The following is a 15,757-nucleotide window of genomic DNA, read 5'->3' on the forward strand; positions in this document are numbered from 1 at the left end:
ATGGCCGCCGTCGCGGTGACGGTCCGGATGGGCGATGGTGAGCGGATACATGGATCAGCGAACGAAGACGGGGGCGCTCACCGGGTCGGAGGGGTTACTCCTGGGTCGGCGCCACGGGTGTTCCGTTCTGTGCGCTCCCGTTTTCGGGGGTCTGGCCGGCGCCGTCGTTGTGCCGGCTCTGTTCCGCGTAGAACCCGACGTCGAAGGCGACGGTGTCGCCCTGAATCTGGTTCGCGTGGTCGACGGGGAGCCACCACTGGAAGCCCAGGCAGTGGGTGACGCCCTGGCCCGTGAACGCGTCGCGGTCCGGGTCGTTCTCGGGGTCGGACACCTCGTCGAAGCCGGTCGTGCGGTCGCCGTCGAGCGGGATACCGCGGCCGTCGTTGGCCATCATCGCGTCGAGTGCGGCGCGGAGGGTGCCGTTGAAGAAGACCTCTTCCTCGACGGTGACCTCGTTCGCGATGTCGTCGGCGACGTCCGGGAAGTTGCTGACGGGGGTCTCGCGGTAGAACCCGGAGCTGGCGATTTCGGTCTGCAGGTAGACGCTCAGGTCCGTCCCGTCGCCCAGATCCGCGTTCGGGTCGTCGCCGATGTTGAGGACGGCGATCCGGGAGCCACCGGCGCCGGCCTTGACGAGGTCCGCGACCACCGCTGTCTCGTCCTGTTCGGCCGCGTTGACCGAGGAGTCGGTGGACCCGCCGTCGTAGCCGACCGTCCCGTCGTTCGCCGAGAAGCCGGAGTCGGTGCGGGGGGCCGTGTACGAGGAGCCACCGACCGTCGCCGAGTAGGTCAGGGTGGTGTCGTCGCTGTAGTTCGGGCCGCCGTCGGAGATGACGACGATGACGGGCAGGGCGTCGGGCCGACCCTGATCGTCGAGCACCTGATCCGCGATGTCGATGGCCGCGGGTAGGGGTGTGTTACCACCGTAGCTCAGGCTCGGGAGGCTGAAGGAGCCGGGCGCTGCGAGCCCGGAGAGGCCGGTCACGTTGCCGCCGCCGAAGCTCACGGCACCCACTTGAGCGGAGCCGTCGGTCGGCAGCGCGGCGACGAACTGCCCGATACCGGCTTCGAGGTCGGTCTGTTCCTGCCCCTGGATCGAGCCGGACGTGTCGATGGCGAGCATGACGTCCACGTCGCCGGTCCGCTCGGCCTGGTTGTCACAGTCCGGGTCGTACCACATCCGCACTTGCAGCTCGTCGAGGAGTTCGACGACGCCGTCGACCTCCTGGGGGTCGTTGCGCTCGGGTTCGGTGATGACGCCTTCGCCCGTCAGTTCCTCGTCGAGCATGCCGTTGACCCAGACGTAGCCCGGGTTGTCACAGAGGTGGAAGCTGAAGGTTACCTCGCCGAAGTCGCCGGGCTTCACGTCGCCCAGATTGATGAGCGGGTCGCCCGCGCTGGTGTGGTCGTTGCTGGTGCGGTTGCTCTGGTAGAGCCCCTCGCTGCGCTCCTCGGCGTCCTCGTTGCCGACGTTGGCCAGTCGGAGGCCGTCTTCGGGGCCGAGCGCACACACGTCGACGTTGTCGAGGGAGTCCTGAATGCCGTCGTTGTCGGGGTCCGGGAGCGCCTCGATGGAGGTTGCGTCCCAGAAGGCGTCCTTGTTCTCCTGGTCGGTACCGTCACCCACGAAACGCACCGCGATGGCGCGGGCGTCGGGGTTCTCGACTGCGGGGAGGACGTACGCGCCCTCGTCCGTGGGGTCGACGTACTCGACGTACTCCATTCCCGCGGAGCCGTCGAAGTAGTGTTCTTCCCAGTCGACGAGCAGGTCGAGCGTGCCGGCCGTCAACTGGTTGTTCTGGAACGTCTCCTGGTCGCTGAAGTACGCAGTCGTGCCGAGGCCCGCGCCCGCGGAGGCGATACCGATCGTGCCGAGGCCTGCGAGTACTTTGCGCCGGGAAACGCTGAATTGTCGGTCGTTAGTCATGGTGGTTGAGTGCCCGCCGCAGCCGACGGTCGCCGGCTTTCCGGTTCGGGACAACTTCCCCTGGGTGGCCAGGGTACATAGGTAATCACCGCCGCCCGCGTTCCAAACGGTAGCTTAGGACCTTCTATGGGTGCTATAGCGGTTTCTACGGACTCGTTGGGAGCTGGCAGGGCGGTCCTGACTCCGTGGATCGGCCGGCCTGCCGGTGCTTAACGATCAGTTTCGCGGGCCGTCGATCCGGGGATGCTGATCATACCTATAGCCGTCTCGCGCCTCGATGTCGATCAGTGATGACTTGGGGGATTTCGCGACGACACATGACGGAGTGCCAGATTCACGGACTGCTCGCAAACGAGCGACGCCGGGCAGTGATCGAACGGCTCGACGCCTCGCCCGGCACCGTCACCGTGCGTGACCTATCGACGGCCATCGCCGAGACGGAGACGGGGCAGTCGCCGCCGCCGGCCCGGGTCCGCGAGAGCGTCTACACGTCGCTTCACCAGACACACCTCCCGAAACTGCAGGCGTTGGGCGTGGTCGAGTACGACCGCGAACGAAGCCTCGTCCACGTTCGGCCCGCCGTCCGCGTCGTTGGCCGGCATATGGACGTGCTGAACGGGTTGGGAGTCACGTGGGGCGAGTACTACCGTGGGCTCGGGGTCTTCGGCCTGGTGCTAGTGATCGGGTCGCTGACCGGCCTCCCGGTCGTCGGCGCGCTCGACCCCCTGCTCTGGGCGAGCGGCACGCTCGCGACGTTCGCCGTCTCCGGAGCGGTCCAACTCTGGGACGGCCGCTGGCGCGTCCGACGGACGGTCGAGCGCCTGTTCCGACGGCGGTGACCGCACCCGCTCCGGCCGGCAAGGCGGCCATACCTATACCCGAATCGCGCGTTTCGACCGTCACCGACGCCGCCTTCGGACGGCGGCCCGCAATCATGAGATCCATCACCAGATACCAGAACCCCGAGTACACCGGCGCGAACCGGTGTCTCCCCTGTACGATCACGAACGTGGCCGTCGCAGCCGTCGGCGCGCTAGCGCTCGGTCTCGTCACCCCACCGCTCGGCGCCCTCGCCTTCCTCGGTGCGCTGCTCACCATCTATCTCCGGGGCTACCTCGTCCCGGGGACGCCGACGGTCACCCGTCGGTACTTCCCCGACTGGCTCCTGGCGGTCTTCGACAAGATGGAACCGGCTGCCACCGACGTCGACGTAGAGGAGACGCTCGTCGCCGCGGGCGTCCTCGAAGACGGCGACGACGACCTGGTTCTGGCGCCGGCCTTCGCGGCGGCGTGGACCGAGCGCATGGCCGACGCCGAACGGGTCGGGCTGAGCGAGGCCGAGAGCGAACGCCTCGACGCGATGGAACTCGGTGCGTTGACCGACCTCGACGCCCACAGTCTCGACATCCAGCGCTACGGCGACGCGGTCGTCGCCAACCTCGACGGCGAGCGGATCGGCCGTTGGGAATCGCGGGCGGCCTTCGTCGCCGACGTGGCCGCCGCGCGCGAACTCGACGACTGGGTGCCACGCTGGCGCGCCATCCCGCTGGCCGCCCGGAGCGAACTCCTCGGCGCGCTTCGCCTCTTTCTGGAACGCTGTCCGGCGTGTGATGCCCCCGTCGAACTCGGCCAGGAGGTCGTTCGCTCCTGCTGTCGGAACTACGACGTGATCGCGGTGTCGTGTTCCGACTGTGGCGCACGCCTGCTCGAAGCCGACTTCGACGTGCGCGTACTGGAAGCGGGCGACACGCCCGCCGACGGCGCCGCCCCCGCGGCCTGACCGCGGTCGAAACCCACTAACCCTCCCCCCGCGAATCCCCGTCGATGACTCCGCTGGAGCGGTACGAATCGCTCGTCGACGAACCCGACGCCTTCCGGGCGGCCTGTGATCGGCCCCTGCCGTCGGTCGTCCGCGTCAACACGATCAAAGCGACCGTCGAGCGGGTGCGCGACGCCCTCGACGCCGAGGGTATCTATCACGTCCCGACCGACTGGCACCCCGGCGTTTTCCGCCTGCCCGGGGACTCCCCCGGCCGCAACTGGCCCCACGCCCACGGCTGGATTCACGGCCAGGAGGAGGTGTCGAACCTGCCGGCCCTGCTTCTCGACCCGCAACCCGGCGACCGGGTGTGGGACGCCTGCGCCGCCCCGGGCAGCAAGACCACGCAACTCGCGGCGCTCGTGGACGACGACGGCCTCCTCGTCGGCAACGACAACAACCTCGGTCGCCTCTCCGCGCTCCGCCACAACGCCGAACGCCTCGGAGTGACGAACCTCGTCGTCACCAACCAAGACGCGCGCAACTTCTCGCTGAAGCCGCTCGGGGAGGCACGCGGCGGCGTCGACGCCTTCGACCGCGTCCTCGTCGACGCGCCCTGTTCCTGCGAGGGGACGATCCGCAAGAACCCCGACGCCTTCGACACCTGGAGCCTGGACCACGTCCACAGCGTCGCCGGCGTCCAGAAGGGAATCCTCCGGCGGGCGGTCCAGGCGACCCGCCCCGGCGGGACCGTCGTCTACTCCACCTGTACGTTCGCGCCCGAGGAGAACGAGGCGGTGCTTGATCACGTCCTCGACGCCGAGGACTGCCGTCTCGTCGAGGTCGATTCGCCGCTCGACGGCGTCCCCGGCGTCACCGAGTGGGACGGCGAGGAGTACGATCCGAGCGTCGCGAAGGCGCTCCGAATCTACCCACACCACAACGACACGGGCGGGTTCTTCTGTGCGAAAGTGGAGGTAGGAGGATGAAAAACGACGGCCAGCGCTTCGACCGCCTGCCCGCCACGGCCGCCGACCGCGAGGTAGCGGGGCGAGCGACCCGGCGCGAGGTGATCGAGTGGTGGGTCGACCGATTCGGCGTGCCCGCAGACACGTTCGACGGCGACACCTTCTGGGAGAAGGGCGCGGGGAAGGTGTGGATCTTCGCCGCCGATCTGCCTACCCCCACCGCTGTGGAGGGTCTCGGCATGACGTTCCTGCGCACCCGACAGGAACACTGGAAGCCGACGACCAACGCCGTCCAGCGGTTCGGACGGGAAGCGACACGGAACGTCATCACGCTCGAGGAAGCCGACGCCCGGCGCTTTCTCGCCGGCGATGACCTCGAACCCGAGTGGGACGGCGACTGGGGCTATCTGATCGTCGCTCACGAACTCGCGGGCGGCGCCGAACCCATCGGCGTCGGCCTCTACGTCCACGACGAGTTGCGGTCGGTGGTGCCGAAAGGGCGGCGTGCGTCGTTGTCGCCGCCGGAGTAAGGGCGGCGTGCGTCGTCGCCGTCACGGGGGTAGGTATAACACCCCACCTGTCGTTTCCCTGAACGGTGTTTCAGGATGGCGTATTTCGAAGCTACCGACGGCGTACCGATCTACTACACCGACCGCGGTGAAGGCGACCCAGTTCTCCTGATTCACGGGTGGACGATGAACTCGACGTACTGGTGGCAGCGCAACGTCGACGCCCTCGCCGAGGAGCACCGGGTCGTCGCGATGGACCTCCGGGGTCACGGCAAGTCGGGGAAGACGGACGCGGGGCATACGCTCGCGGGGTACGCCCGCGACGTACGCGGGTTGATCGACCACCTCGACCTCGACGGCGTGACGCCCGTCGGGTGGTCGATGGGAACGGCGGTGATCCTCAACTACGTCGACCAGTTCGGGACCGACGGGCTGTCGAAGGTTGTCTTCGTCGACCAGAGCCCGAAGTTCCACACCGACGACGGGTGGGAGCACGGCCTGTTGGGCGAGTTCTCGGGGGAGGCGGCGACGGAACTCGCGACCAACTTGGAGTACAACCGGCCGTCGGCCGGCAAGCCGTTCGTGCAGGCGATGTTCGCCGACACGATCGACGACCGCCTCGTCGACGAGATGTACGCCGAGACGACGAAGACGCCGACGGGCGTCACCGTCGATATCTTCCTCGATATGACGTACTCGGATCTCCGGCCCGTGGTGAGCGAGGTGGACGTGCCCGCGCTCCTGATCTACGGCGAGCAAAGCGACATCTTTCCGACGGACGTGGGTGCGTGGCTCGAAGACGCGATGCCGAACGCGACCCACGTCCCCTTCACGGACAGCGGCCACTGCCCGTTCTGGGAGGAAGCGGAACGGTTCAACGAGGAGGTCGCCCGGTTCGTCTAGCGGACGACGACGCGACCGGTCATGCCCGACCCCTCGTGTGGGACACAGAAGTAGTCGTAGGTGCCGGCGGTGGCGAACGTGTGTTCGTAGGCGTCGTCCGGGGCGACGACGCCGCCGGTGATGTCGTTTCGCGCGGCGCGTTCGGACTCGAACCCGCCGCTGGCGAAGTAAGCGTCGTCGGCCGGAACCTTCCCGCCGTAGGCTGTCACCGTGTGTCCCACGTCGTCGTGGTTGACCCAACGGACGGTCGTCCCGGCGTCGACGCCGAGGCGTTCCGGGTCGTACGTGAAGTCGCCGGCCATCGAGACGCGCTTCGCGTCGGCCGATCCGCCGACGGACGAACAGCCGGCGAGGGCGACGAGCCCCGCCCCGCCGAGTCGAAGGACGCCTCGGCGTCTCATAGCGCGACGAGGAGGTCGGTGGCGTACATCACGACGAGACCGACGAGGAAGGCGACGAGGTTGAGCGCCGTCCCAGTGCGGCCACGGCGGCCGATCATCCCGCGGAGTTCCCAGACGACCTGCAGGATGGCGCCGACGCCGACGGCGAGAAAGAGCGCCCCGAGCGTCGGCGAGTAGGCCAGACTGCCCAGCCACCCGCCGAGGATGACGGGCGCTCCTGCGAGGGCACCCAGAGCGGCGAACTGCGACAGCGGTGGGCGCTCGCCGCGGGCGACGGGCGCCACCACGGCAGGACCCTCCGTCACGTTGTGGATCATGAACCCGATGACGAGGAAGGCGCCGAGCGAGACGCGGCCGAGGGCGAACGAACTCCCGATGGCGAGACCCTCCGCGAGGTTGTGGAGGCCGATGCCGAGAGCGACGAGATAGGCGATCCAGAGCCCGCTCCGTGCGCGTTCGTCGCCGTCCGCCGCCCGCCCCTCACGCCACGCGCTGACCGACTGCACCGCGAGGAGGGCACCGAGGATGCCGAGGGCAACGAGCGCCGGCCCCTCGAACGCGCCGGGCACCCGGTCGGCGAGTTCGAACGCCTCGAATCCGGCGTCGAACGCGAGGAAGACGAGGATGCCGGCTGAAAAGGCGAGGATGGCGTGGAGCCAGCGGTCGCTCATCGACTGCAGGAAGGGGAACCACAGCATCCCCAGGGCGACGGGGATGACGCCGACGAACAGGCCGATGACGACCATCGTCACGAGGAGGTCGGTCGTCAGCCCCGGCGACTCGCTGGGCGCGACGAGGGAGTGGTGGACCGTCGACCCGTCCGAGAGGACGAGCGCGAACTCGAGGTCCCAGCCGGGGTTCCAGTGGTACGGAACGACCACCCGCGCGCTCTGCCGGGGGGCGAGCGTGGCGTCCCCGCCCGCGCCCCGCACGTCGAAGTTCCAGTACGCCTCGGCGACGAGCACCTGCGAAATCGTCACCGAGTCGGGGCCGTTGTTCGTGACGTGGAGAACGACCGTCTCGTCGTCCGGCAGGGTGGTGTGGGTCACCGTCACGTCGGGCAGGGGGTCGCCGCCGGCATCGAGCGACGCGAACGGGCTTGTGACGACGAAACCGACGACGATGAGCGCCAGTAAGACGACGGGGAGGGCGGCCGCGACCCAGCGCGGCAGGCCAAGCGGCCGGTCGGCTCGGTGTAGCGTTCCGCCGTCGGTGGATTTGCTCATCTCAGACCACCTCGAAGAAGCTCATCCACCCGAGTTCGGCGAACTCGGACTGGTGGGCGTGGAACATATACAGGCCGGGGTCGTGGGTCGAGTAGTCCAGTTCGAGGATGCCTCGCTGTGCCTGACACTGCATGATCGTATCGATCGTCTCGTGGGTCGGTCGCAACGTGGTCCCGTGGTCGTAGTAGTCGAAGAACTGCGAGTGGGTGTGAAAGGAGTTGACGAGGTCGAACTCGATGGCGTTGATGAGATACACCCGCTGGCGACGTGTCCGGTCGATCTGGATGGGGTGTTTCGTCTCGCCGGCCGCCCAGTTGCCCTCGCCGTCAGTCTCGCCGACGCCGTAGGCGAACGCGCGGGTGTTGACCGCGTACACCTCGTTACCCCCGTCGAAGTTCGTGTCGAAGCCGTTCATCACCATCACCATCTCGTCGACGGCGTCGTTTGCGGCGGACTCGTGGTTCCGCGACTCCGCCTCGCTGACGAGGTCGGCGCGGAGTTCCTCGGTGATCTGTGAGGAGTGGAAATCGCAGTACTCCGCGGGTCGCTCGGCGACCCGTACGGGGTCGGGATCGACGACGATCGCGCCGTAGAGGCCGCGGTGGATGTGCTCCTTGAGCGGGAGCGAGTGGCAGTGATAGAAGTGACAGCCCGCGGGCTGGGCGATCCACTCGTAGGTGTAGGACTCGCCGGTGTCGAGGACGCCGGGGCCGTTGGTCGGAACCCCGTCCATCGCTGGGTTCGGGTTCCGCAGATGCGGGTGGATGGTGTGGGCGTGGCGCCCGAGGTTCTCGAAGTGGACGCGGATCAGGTCGCCCTCGACGGCGCGGAGCGTGGGACCGGGCACCTGCCCGTTGTACGCCCACGCCGAGAACTCGATGCCCGGCGCGATAGCGACGGACGTATCGATGGCGGTGAGCGTGAACTCCCGGACCGTCCGGCCGTCCTCCTCGTAGACGTCCTGCGGGACGTTCTCGCTCTCGCCGTTCCCGGTGTTGAACCGCCTGAGGTAGTCGTGCGGATCGAAATCGAGGTCGCGGTACTCGCCGACGGCGCCGAAGTTGCCGTGGCGGTGGTCGTCCTCGTCGTGGCCCGCCGAGGCGTCGTGGCGATCCGCCCGGCCGACGCCGGCCAGGGCCGACCCGCCGGCGAGTCCGAGGCCGCCGAGGACCGCCCGTCGAGTGGTCGTCAACTCCGATTCGAGCGAATCGGCCAACCGCGTCTCGAGTCGTTCGGTGAGCGCCCGTGCACGCCCGTACGTCGTCGAGGGCATCACGGCCCCATCCCCGAAATCGACGCCGAAAGCGTCCCCAGTGGACGCGAATTCATCTTGGTACTTGATGACATCATGATTATAAATTAGATGTGTCTAAATATAAACTTTGGCAACGTCCGTCGCGTTCGCTACGCGGTCACGGCGTCGGCGCTGTCGAGGCAGTGAACCAGGCGTCGCCTACTCCGCCCGTCGGAGCGTTCCACCGCTCAAGCCTTCCCACTCGACGCGGAGATCGAGCGCCGAGAGGACGGCGCTTGCGTCGTCGAGTCCGTACTCGTCGAGGATCGCTTCCGCTTCCGCCAGTGTTCGGCCGGGTTCGAGACGGTCGCCCACCGCGTCAAGGACGCCGGGGCGGACGAGCGTCCGCCCGACGCGTTCGTGATCGGGGAACGCCACCGAATCGAGAGCGTCCGCGCTCACCCCGTGGTCGGCGGCCAGAGCGTCGAGACCGATCACGTCCGCCTCGGGCCGGAGTTCGTCCGGCAGGGTGGCGCGGTTTTCCGTCACCAACTCCTCCTCGTACGCCCGAAGCGCGTCGACAACGTCCTTTACCCGCACCGATCCGGAGTAAGTGATCGCGCGGTGATCGCGTGTCTCTATCTCCTCCCCGACGCCGAGGCTCTCGTCGACGGCGACGAGCAGCTCAACGTCCTCGACATCGGCGAGTTGCCCGAGTTTCTTCTCGACGTATTCGGGCGTCCAGAAGCCCATGATCTCGAAGAAGACGGTGAAGTCGGCGAAGCGGTAGTCGAAGGCGAAGTCGGGGATCATCACCCGCGCGCCGGCGGCGAGGGGTTCGGGTTCGCGGGCGAGCTCCCAGTCGAGATCCAGTGCTCCGAATCGGGCGGCGAAGTCGGCCTCGACGCCGCTGTCGTAAGTCGGCTCCGCGACCGGTTCGACCCCCGGCACCGACACGTCGGCGTCGGTGAGGACGAGTTCGCGGTCGGTGCCCCGGTCGTCGACCGTCGCTTCGAGACGCCACTCCGAACTCTTTGCGACCGAGCGAAGCAGGCGGGCGAACGCGGTGCCGTAACGGCGGGTGCGCCGAAAGAGATGATCGGGGCCGGTGACGACCACCTCCCGACCCGTGTCGGTCCGGCGCACCTCGTACATGAGGCCGAGGCGCTTCACGGCCGAGATCAGCGCCTTCGGATCCGAGCTCCGGATTCGCACCTCGACGGCGTCGAACAGCGCCGTTTGCGCGAGCGAGAGGTTGTACTGGGTGAGCAGGCCGTCCGGACCCCACCGCGGATCGAAGGCGGCGAGGACCTGTCGGGGGTCGCGGTCGGCGTAGAGCGAGTCCGCCAGGGCGTCGGCGTCGACGCCGAGGCGGTCGGCCGCGCGGGAAAGCGCCCGGTCGCGGTCCGCCTCGCTGACGACGCCCACCGTCTCACCGGCCTCGAAGGCGACCCGTCGCGCGCGCTCCGGCGGCACCGCTGCCCGCGTCTCGAAGGCGGCGTCGCGTTCACACAGCGCCGCGAACCCGCGGACGAGTTTGAAGTGATCGGCCTCGGGTTCCAGATCGGCGAGGGCGGCCTCCAGATCCGCCCGCGGCCGGCCGACGTATGACTCGAAGAGTCCCATCACGCGTGCGGCCAGCGGCCGGTGGCTCCGGTCGGCGAACTGCGGGTGGTAGCCGCCGCCCGCCCGCGACACGCGGAGGAGGTCCTTCGTGAGCACGGTCGGGTCTGGGGGTGGTGGAAGTAAAGACCCGCCGCTCGGGACGGGGGCCGACGCGGCCGTCGTGGGAAACGCTCTTGTCCGTCGCGGGGGAGCCGTCGGGTATGAAGCGGCGTCGCCTCCTCGCTCTCGGCATCGCCCTCCTCGGCGGCTGTTCTGATCTGCCGGGAGCGACCGGACCGCGAACCCCGCCGACGCCGAGCGAACCGACCGCCGCACCGACTCGATCGCTGCGCGTCACCGATCTGGCCGTCGAGGAGGCCGAGGACGGCCATCTGCGGGTCGTCGCGACGGTCCGTAACGAGACGACCACCCAGCGGACGCGGACGCTCCGCATCCGCGTCCGCGCTGGGGACATGCGCACCGAAAAGCGCCAGACGGTGACCGTCGCGGCCAACACGGAACGCGGCGTAGTCTTCGACTTTATCGACGTGGCCTACGACGACTTCTCGGGTAACGGTTCGCTGAACTCGACGTGGGTGTAGGGCCGGCGCCCCCGGCTACGACTCCCCGTCCGACGGCGGTCGTTCGGACAGGCGGTCGAACCGATCCTGGGCTCGTTCGGCCCGGTCAGCCGTCCGCTCGGCGTCGTACTCGCTCTCGACCAGTGCCCCGTCGACGACCGTGACCCGCAGTATAGCGTCGGCGTGCCGTGCCGCCTCGGGCAGCGCCGAGGCATCGAGTACCGCGTTCCCGACTTCTTCGCCGTCGTCCTCGAAGAATACGGTCGCGAAACCGTCCTCGACGGAATCGACGACCGCCGTGTAACGGCCGTCCGCCAGCGCGTCGATATCGGTCATGGATACGTCTCCCGTAACACCGGGTCACCGTCACTGTTGCGGACGATCACCGTGTCGCCGTCGTTGTTCCAGATAGCCGATCCCGACCCCCAGTACATATCGGCGTCGGTGTCGGTTCCGGTGCCGGTCCGCAGCGTCACCGTCCCCCCGGCGTCGAGGACGTACCCGTCGGGGACGGTGTACGTCCGACCGGCCCCGTCCTCGACCGTCCAGCCGGAGAGATCCAGGGGTTCGTCACCCGCGTTCTCGAAGACCACGTACTCGTCGTCGAGGTTCTCCCGGTCGGAGCCGTCGGGGTCGGGGACGATTTCCCCGACGACCAGCGTCCCGTCGGTCCGGGTGCCGCCGTCGGTCACGGTCGGCGCCGCCGTCCGGGCCGTCACCGCACTGCCCCCGAGACGGGCGCGGTCGGCGACAATGCTCTGGTTTCCGGGGTCCACGTCGTCGGCGTCGCGGAGGGCGAGCGGATCGGTGGGGGCCGCCGCCTGCGTCCGGACGGTGATCCCGCGTCCGTCGCTGACGAAGACGATGTCGCCGTGGGTCGCCGTCCAGTAAGTCGGCAGCGAGCGGTCGGACAACCGCCCAAGCACCGCCTCGGTCGGGTGGCCATACTGGGAGTCGTAGGCGCTCGACACGACGACGGCGCTCGGCCGAACCGCGTCCAGGAGGGCGCCGCTGGAGGAACTCGACGAGCCGTGATGGCCGGCCTTCAGTACGGTCGATCGGAGCCGGTCGCCGTACCGATCGACGAGGTAGGCCTCCTGGTCGTCCTCGGCGTCACCGGTGAGGAGGAAACTCGTCTCGCCGTGGGTGAGTTTGAGGACGATGCTGTTATCGTTTCGAGCACCGTCTTCCAGGTAGGGTTCGGGAGGTCCAAACACCGCCACGCCGACGCCCTCGAACCGGATCTCGTCACCTTGACGCGTCTCGTACAGCGTCACGTCGTGTGTCTCGACGGCGTCGAGGTAGCGTTCGTACGTCCGGGTGCTCGCCGCGATGCCCGGGTCGTAGACGGCGCCGATACCGCCGGCCTCCGTCTCGTAGTGGTCGATGATCGCCGCGTTGCCGCCGATGTGGTCCGCGTCGTTGTGCGAGACGACGAGGTGGTCGATGCGGTCGATGCCCCGGCGCTCCAGATACGTCAGCACGTACGCGCCGTCGTCGTTGTAGTGGCCCGTATCGATCAGCATCGTCTCGCCGGTCGGTCCGACGACGAGCGTGCTCACCGACTGCCCGACGTTGATGGAGTGTACTTCGAGCGTCCCGTCGGCGCCCGCCGTCGCCGTCGGTGCCGAAGTCTCGGCGAGTTCGTCGGTCGACCCGGCGCCGCCACACCCCGCGAGGACGACGACGAGAGCGAGTAGGGCCACCCGGGCCGTTCGCGACATGGTTCGGCTACGGCGTGCCACGTCAAAGGTGGTTCGCCCGTCGGCACAGCGCACTCGACGCCTACCGCCTGCGTTCGGCCACCCGTTCTTCGGCCGTCTCGGCGCTCACGACTTCGTAACAGAGCGCCCGCCCGCCGTCCGATTTGGGGCGCAGGACACGGCCCAGCCGTTGCGTGAACTCGCGTTCGCTCCCGCTCCCCGAGAGGACGACGGCGACGTTGGCGTCGGGCACGTCGATCCCCTCGTCGAGGACGTTCGCGGTCACGATACGGCCGTAGGTCCCCTCGCGAAAGCGGTCGAGGACCGCCCGACGCTCGCTCGCCCCCGTCTCGCCCGTGATCGCCGGGAGCAGGAAGCGTTCGGAGAGGCGGTAGACGAGGTCGGTGTGAGCGGTGAAGACGATGACCCGGTCGTCGCGGTGGCGATCCAGCAGGCGAGCCAGCGCGTCGACTTTCGCGTCCGCGTTCATCATGATCTCGCGAGCCTCCTGCTTGGCCAGGAGGGCTTCTCGCGCCCGCGGGTCCGACCCCGACCGCATCACGAGTTCCTGATAGTCGCTGCCGGAGGAGAGGGAGAGCCCCGACGTTTTGAGGTAGTCGACGAAGGTTCCCTGTGCCGCCTCGTAGGCCTCGCGTTCCGCGTCCGTGAGGTCGACCTCGATCCGCCGGAGTTCGTAGTCGGCGAGATGTTCGCCCGCTAGGTCGTCCACGTCGAGGTCGTAGACGACGGGGCCGACCAGTTCCGCGATCACCTCGTGGGCGCCGTCCGGGCGTTCGAACGTCGCCGTGAGGCCGAGACGGGCAGGTGCGGCCAGGAGCCGCGCGATGTCGCGGTAGCCCTCGGCGCCGAGGTGGTGTACCTCGTCGAAAACGACGAACTCGAAGCGGTCGCCGACCTCGTCGGCGCGGAGATACGCGGAGTCGTAGGTGGCGACGGTCAGGTCCTCGATGCGTTGCTCGCCGCCCCCGAGTTGTCCCACGTCGACGCCGAACTCCGTCTCCACCTCGCGGCGCCACTGGGTGAGGAGGTCGACGGTAGGGACGACGACGAGCGTCGGCGCTCCGAGCGCGGCCATCGCGGCGACGGCGACGACCGTCTTGCCGCTCCCCGTCGGGAGTTCGAGGACGCCCCGACGGCCGTTGGCCGCCCAGGCGTCGAGCGCCGCGGACTGGTAGTCACGGAGGTCGTAGTCGGTCGCGAGCGAGAGGCGGTCGGAGTCGAACACCCGGTCCTCGTAGTCGAGGCCGGCCGCATCGAGGGCGTCTCGGAGGTCGGCGTAGCGGTGGGCGGGAGCACGGAGCGTCTCGCTGCGGTCGTCGACGGTCAGCGAGAGGGCGTCGCGAAGGCGTTGCGACCGCTCTCCACGGAGGACGATCGCACCGTCGGCGAACCGGAGGCGAAGCGTCACGCCGCCGGCTTCGAGGGGTGGAAATATATGCCCTCCGCCCCGCCGATGGGGTATGACCGACGACCTCGATACGGCGGTGGCGGACTTTCTCGACGCTGCCGAACGCGTCTACGACGAGTACGACGACGGTTACGTCGACGCCGACGCCGCGCTCTCGCGACTGGGCGATCACGTCTCGACCCTCCGCGACACCTACGAGGGCGAGGAATGAGCGGCGACGGCGAGTTCGCCGCCCGCGTCGAAGCCATCTCCATCAGCGGCATCCGCGAGGTGTTCGAGGCTGCCGGCGACGACGCCATCAACCTCGGTCTCGGCCAACCGGACTTCCCGGCGCCGACCCACGCCCGGCAGGCGGCCGTCGAGGCAATCGAGGCCGGGAAGGCCGACGCCTACACGAGCAACAAGGGGATCGAGTCCCTGCGCGAGGCCATCGCCGCGAAACACCGACGCGATCAGGGGATCGACGTCGACCCCGGCGATATCGTCGCGACGGCCGGCGGGAGCGAGGCGCTCCACCTCGCCATCGAGGCGCACGTCGACCCCGGCGAGGAGGTCATCTTCCCCGATCCGGGCTTCGTCTCCTACGACGCGCTGACCAAGGTGGCCGGCGGGACGCCCAAGCCCGTCCCCCTGCGTGACGACCTGACGCTCGATCCGGCGACGGTCGAGGAGGCCATCACCGACGACACGGCGATGTTCGTCGTCAACAGCCCCGGCAACCCGACGGGTGCGGTGTCGCCCGAAGCCGACATCCGCGAGTTCGCCCGCATCGCCGACGAACACGACGTGGTCTGTCTCTCCGACGAAGTGTACGAACCCTTCGTCTTCGAGGGCGCCCACCACTCCCCCATCTCCTACGCCGACACCGACAGCGTGGTCGTCGTCAACGGCTGTTCGAAGACCTACTCGATGACCGGGTGGCGACTGGGGTGGGTGGTCGCCTCCACCCGTCGGATCGAGCGGATGCTCCGCGTCCACCAGTACGTGCAGGCCTGCGCGTCGGCGCCGGCGCAGTACGCCGCCGAGGCCGCCCTCACCGGCCCACAGGGCGTCATCGACGAGATGCGCGAGACGTTCGAGGAGCGCCGGAACCTCCTTTTGAGTCGCTTCGAGGAGATGGGCGTCGAAGTGCCGAGACCGAAGGGCGCGTTCTACGCGATGCCGAAGGTGCCCGAGGGGTTCGTCGACGCCTGCATCGACCGCGGCGTCGTCGTCGTCCCCGGCGAGGCGTTCGGCGACGGGGGGGCTGGACACGCGCGCCTCTCCTACGCCAACGACACCGAGTCGCTCCGCGAGGCGCTTGACGTGATGGAGCGAGTGCTGACCGACCTGCGCGCGTAGCGCCGTCTTTGCGGTAGGCCGATCACTTAGGCGACGACCCGCCACGGTCACCGTCGAGGCGTTCGCCCTCGACGGGAGAATAAACTCGAATAAACTGGTCCGAGTGGCACGAACGCTACGTTAAACTATCCACGCGTCGTAAGTTTCTTCGCCCGCTGACGATTCGGGCGG

The 15,757-nt window shown here is 68.5% G+C and carries 16 protein-coding genes; 8 read left to right on the forward strand and 8 right to left on the reverse strand.

Annotation, left to right across the window (positions count from 1 at the left end; translation table 11 throughout):
• Positions 1 to 94: 94 nt before the first annotated feature.
• The gene (locus HALNA_RS21190) at positions 95 to 1,927 is read right to left on the reverse strand and encodes a vWA domain-containing protein (protein WP_049936530.1); all 1,833 of its coding nucleotides are present in this window, start codon (positions 1,925 to 1,927) and stop codon (positions 95 to 97) included.
• 317 nt (positions 1,928 to 2,244) lie between these two features.
• On the opposite strand from HALNA_RS21190, the gene HALNA_RS11595 reads away from it, so the two are divergent.
• The 5 genes from HALNA_RS11595 (at position 2,245) to HALNA_RS11615 (ending at position 6,066) form a co-directional block, all read left to right on the forward strand.
• Positions 2,245 to 2,766 carry a DUF7344 domain-containing protein gene (locus HALNA_RS11595; protein WP_049936531.1) on the forward strand — a complete coding sequence of 174 codons (522 nt, stop codon included), beginning with the start codon at positions 2,245 to 2,247 and terminating at the stop codon, positions 2,764 to 2,766.
• Between the two features lie 95 nt (positions 2,767 to 2,861).
• Positions 2,862 to 3,707: a hypothetical protein gene (locus HALNA_RS11600; RefSeq protein ID WP_084510159.1), complete on the forward strand. Its 846-nt coding sequence runs from the start codon at positions 2,862 to 2,864 to the stop codon at positions 3,705 to 3,707.
• 44 nt (positions 3,708 to 3,751) lie between these two features.
• On the forward strand, positions 3,752 to 4,675 hold the full coding sequence (locus HALNA_RS11605; RefSeq protein WP_049936532.1) for an RsmB/NOP family class I SAM-dependent RNA methyltransferase: 924 nt from the start codon (positions 3,752 to 3,754) through the stop codon (positions 4,673 to 4,675).
• The gene (locus HALNA_RS11610; RefSeq protein ID WP_049936533.1) at positions 4,672 to 5,184 is read left to right on the forward strand and encodes a DUF7122 family protein; all 513 of its coding nucleotides are present in this window, start codon (positions 4,672 to 4,674) and stop codon (positions 5,182 to 5,184) included. The genes HALNA_RS11605 and HALNA_RS11610 overlap by 4 nt, the downstream gene beginning before the upstream one ends.
• Positions 5,185 to 5,259: 75 nt before the next feature.
• Positions 5,260 to 6,066, forward strand: a complete 807-nt coding sequence (locus tag HALNA_RS11615; protein ID WP_049936534.1) for an alpha/beta fold hydrolase — start codon at positions 5,260 to 5,262, stop codon at positions 6,064 to 6,066.
• Here HALNA_RS11615 and HALNA_RS11620 read toward each other — a convergent pair.
• The 4 genes from HALNA_RS11620 to HALNA_RS11635 form a co-directional block, all read right to left on the reverse strand.
• Positions 6,063 to 6,467, reverse strand: a complete 405-nt coding sequence (locus HALNA_RS11620; RefSeq protein WP_049936535.1) for a plastocyanin/azurin family copper-binding protein — start codon at positions 6,465 to 6,467, stop codon at positions 6,063 to 6,065. The genes HALNA_RS11615 and HALNA_RS11620 overlap by 4 nt on opposite strands.
• Positions 6,464 to 7,693 (reverse strand): ZIP family metal transporter, encoded by a 1,230-nt coding sequence (locus HALNA_RS11625; RefSeq protein WP_049936536.1) that lies wholly within the window; start codon positions 7,691 to 7,693, stop codon positions 6,464 to 6,466. Before HALNA_RS11625 ends, HALNA_RS11620 begins: the two co-directional genes overlap by 4 nt.
• A 1-nt stretch (position 7,694) precedes the next feature.
• Entirely contained in the window at positions 7,695 to 8,966 is a 1,272-nt protein-coding gene (locus HALNA_RS11630; RefSeq protein ID WP_049936537.1) for a multicopper oxidase domain-containing protein, read from the reverse strand.
• 180 nt (positions 8,967 to 9,146) lie between these two features.
• Positions 9,147 to 10,649, reverse strand: coding sequence for a DUF790 family protein (locus HALNA_RS11635; protein ID WP_049936538.1), 1,503 nt, complete (start codon positions 10,647 to 10,649; stop codon positions 9,147 to 9,149).
• A 104-nt stretch (positions 10,650 to 10,753) separates the two neighbouring features.
• Between HALNA_RS11635 and HALNA_RS11640 the strand changes: the two genes are divergently transcribed.
• Positions 10,754 to 11,134: a hypothetical protein gene (locus HALNA_RS11640; protein WP_049936539.1), complete on the forward strand. Its 381-nt coding sequence runs from the start codon at positions 10,754 to 10,756 to the stop codon at positions 11,132 to 11,134.
• Positions 11,135 to 11,149: 15 nt separating this feature from the next.
• Here HALNA_RS11640 and HALNA_RS11645 read toward each other — a convergent pair whose 3' ends face one another.
• The 3 genes from HALNA_RS11645 to HALNA_RS11655 all read right to left on the reverse strand — a co-directional run bounded on the left by HALNA_RS11645 (position 11,150) and on the right by HALNA_RS11655 (position 14,245).
• Positions 11,150 to 11,449, reverse strand: coding sequence for a DUF3006 domain-containing protein (locus HALNA_RS11645; protein WP_049936540.1), 300 nt, complete (start codon positions 11,447 to 11,449; stop codon positions 11,150 to 11,152).
• Entirely contained in the window at positions 11,446 to 12,837 is a 1,392-nt protein-coding gene (locus HALNA_RS11650) for a lamin tail domain-containing protein (protein WP_049936541.1), read from the reverse strand. The genes HALNA_RS11645 and HALNA_RS11650 overlap by 4 nt, the downstream gene beginning before the upstream one ends.
• A 61-nt stretch (positions 12,838 to 12,898) precedes the next feature.
• Positions 12,899 to 14,245 carry a DEAD/DEAH box helicase gene (locus HALNA_RS11655; protein WP_084510002.1) on the reverse strand — a complete coding sequence of 449 codons (1,347 nt, stop codon included), beginning with the start codon at positions 14,243 to 14,245 and terminating at the stop codon, positions 12,899 to 12,901.
• Between the two features lie 52 nt (positions 14,246 to 14,297).
• Between HALNA_RS11655 and HALNA_RS20610 the strand changes: the two genes are divergently transcribed.
• The gene (locus HALNA_RS20610) at positions 14,298 to 14,456 is read left to right on the forward strand and encodes a hypothetical protein (RefSeq protein ID WP_169719037.1); all 159 of its coding nucleotides are present in this window, start codon (positions 14,298 to 14,300) and stop codon (positions 14,454 to 14,456) included.
• Positions 14,453 to 15,586 (forward strand): pyridoxal phosphate-dependent aminotransferase, encoded by a 1,134-nt coding sequence (locus tag HALNA_RS11660; protein WP_049936542.1) that lies wholly within the window; start codon positions 14,453 to 14,455, stop codon positions 15,584 to 15,586. The genes HALNA_RS20610 and HALNA_RS11660 overlap by 4 nt, the downstream gene beginning before the upstream one ends.
• Positions 15,587 to 15,757 lie beyond the last annotated feature (171 nt).

Source organism: Haloplanus natans DSM 17983, assembly GCF_000427685.1.
Lineage (GTDB): Archaea > Halobacteriota > Halobacteria > Halobacteriales > Haloferacaceae > Haloplanus > Haloplanus natans.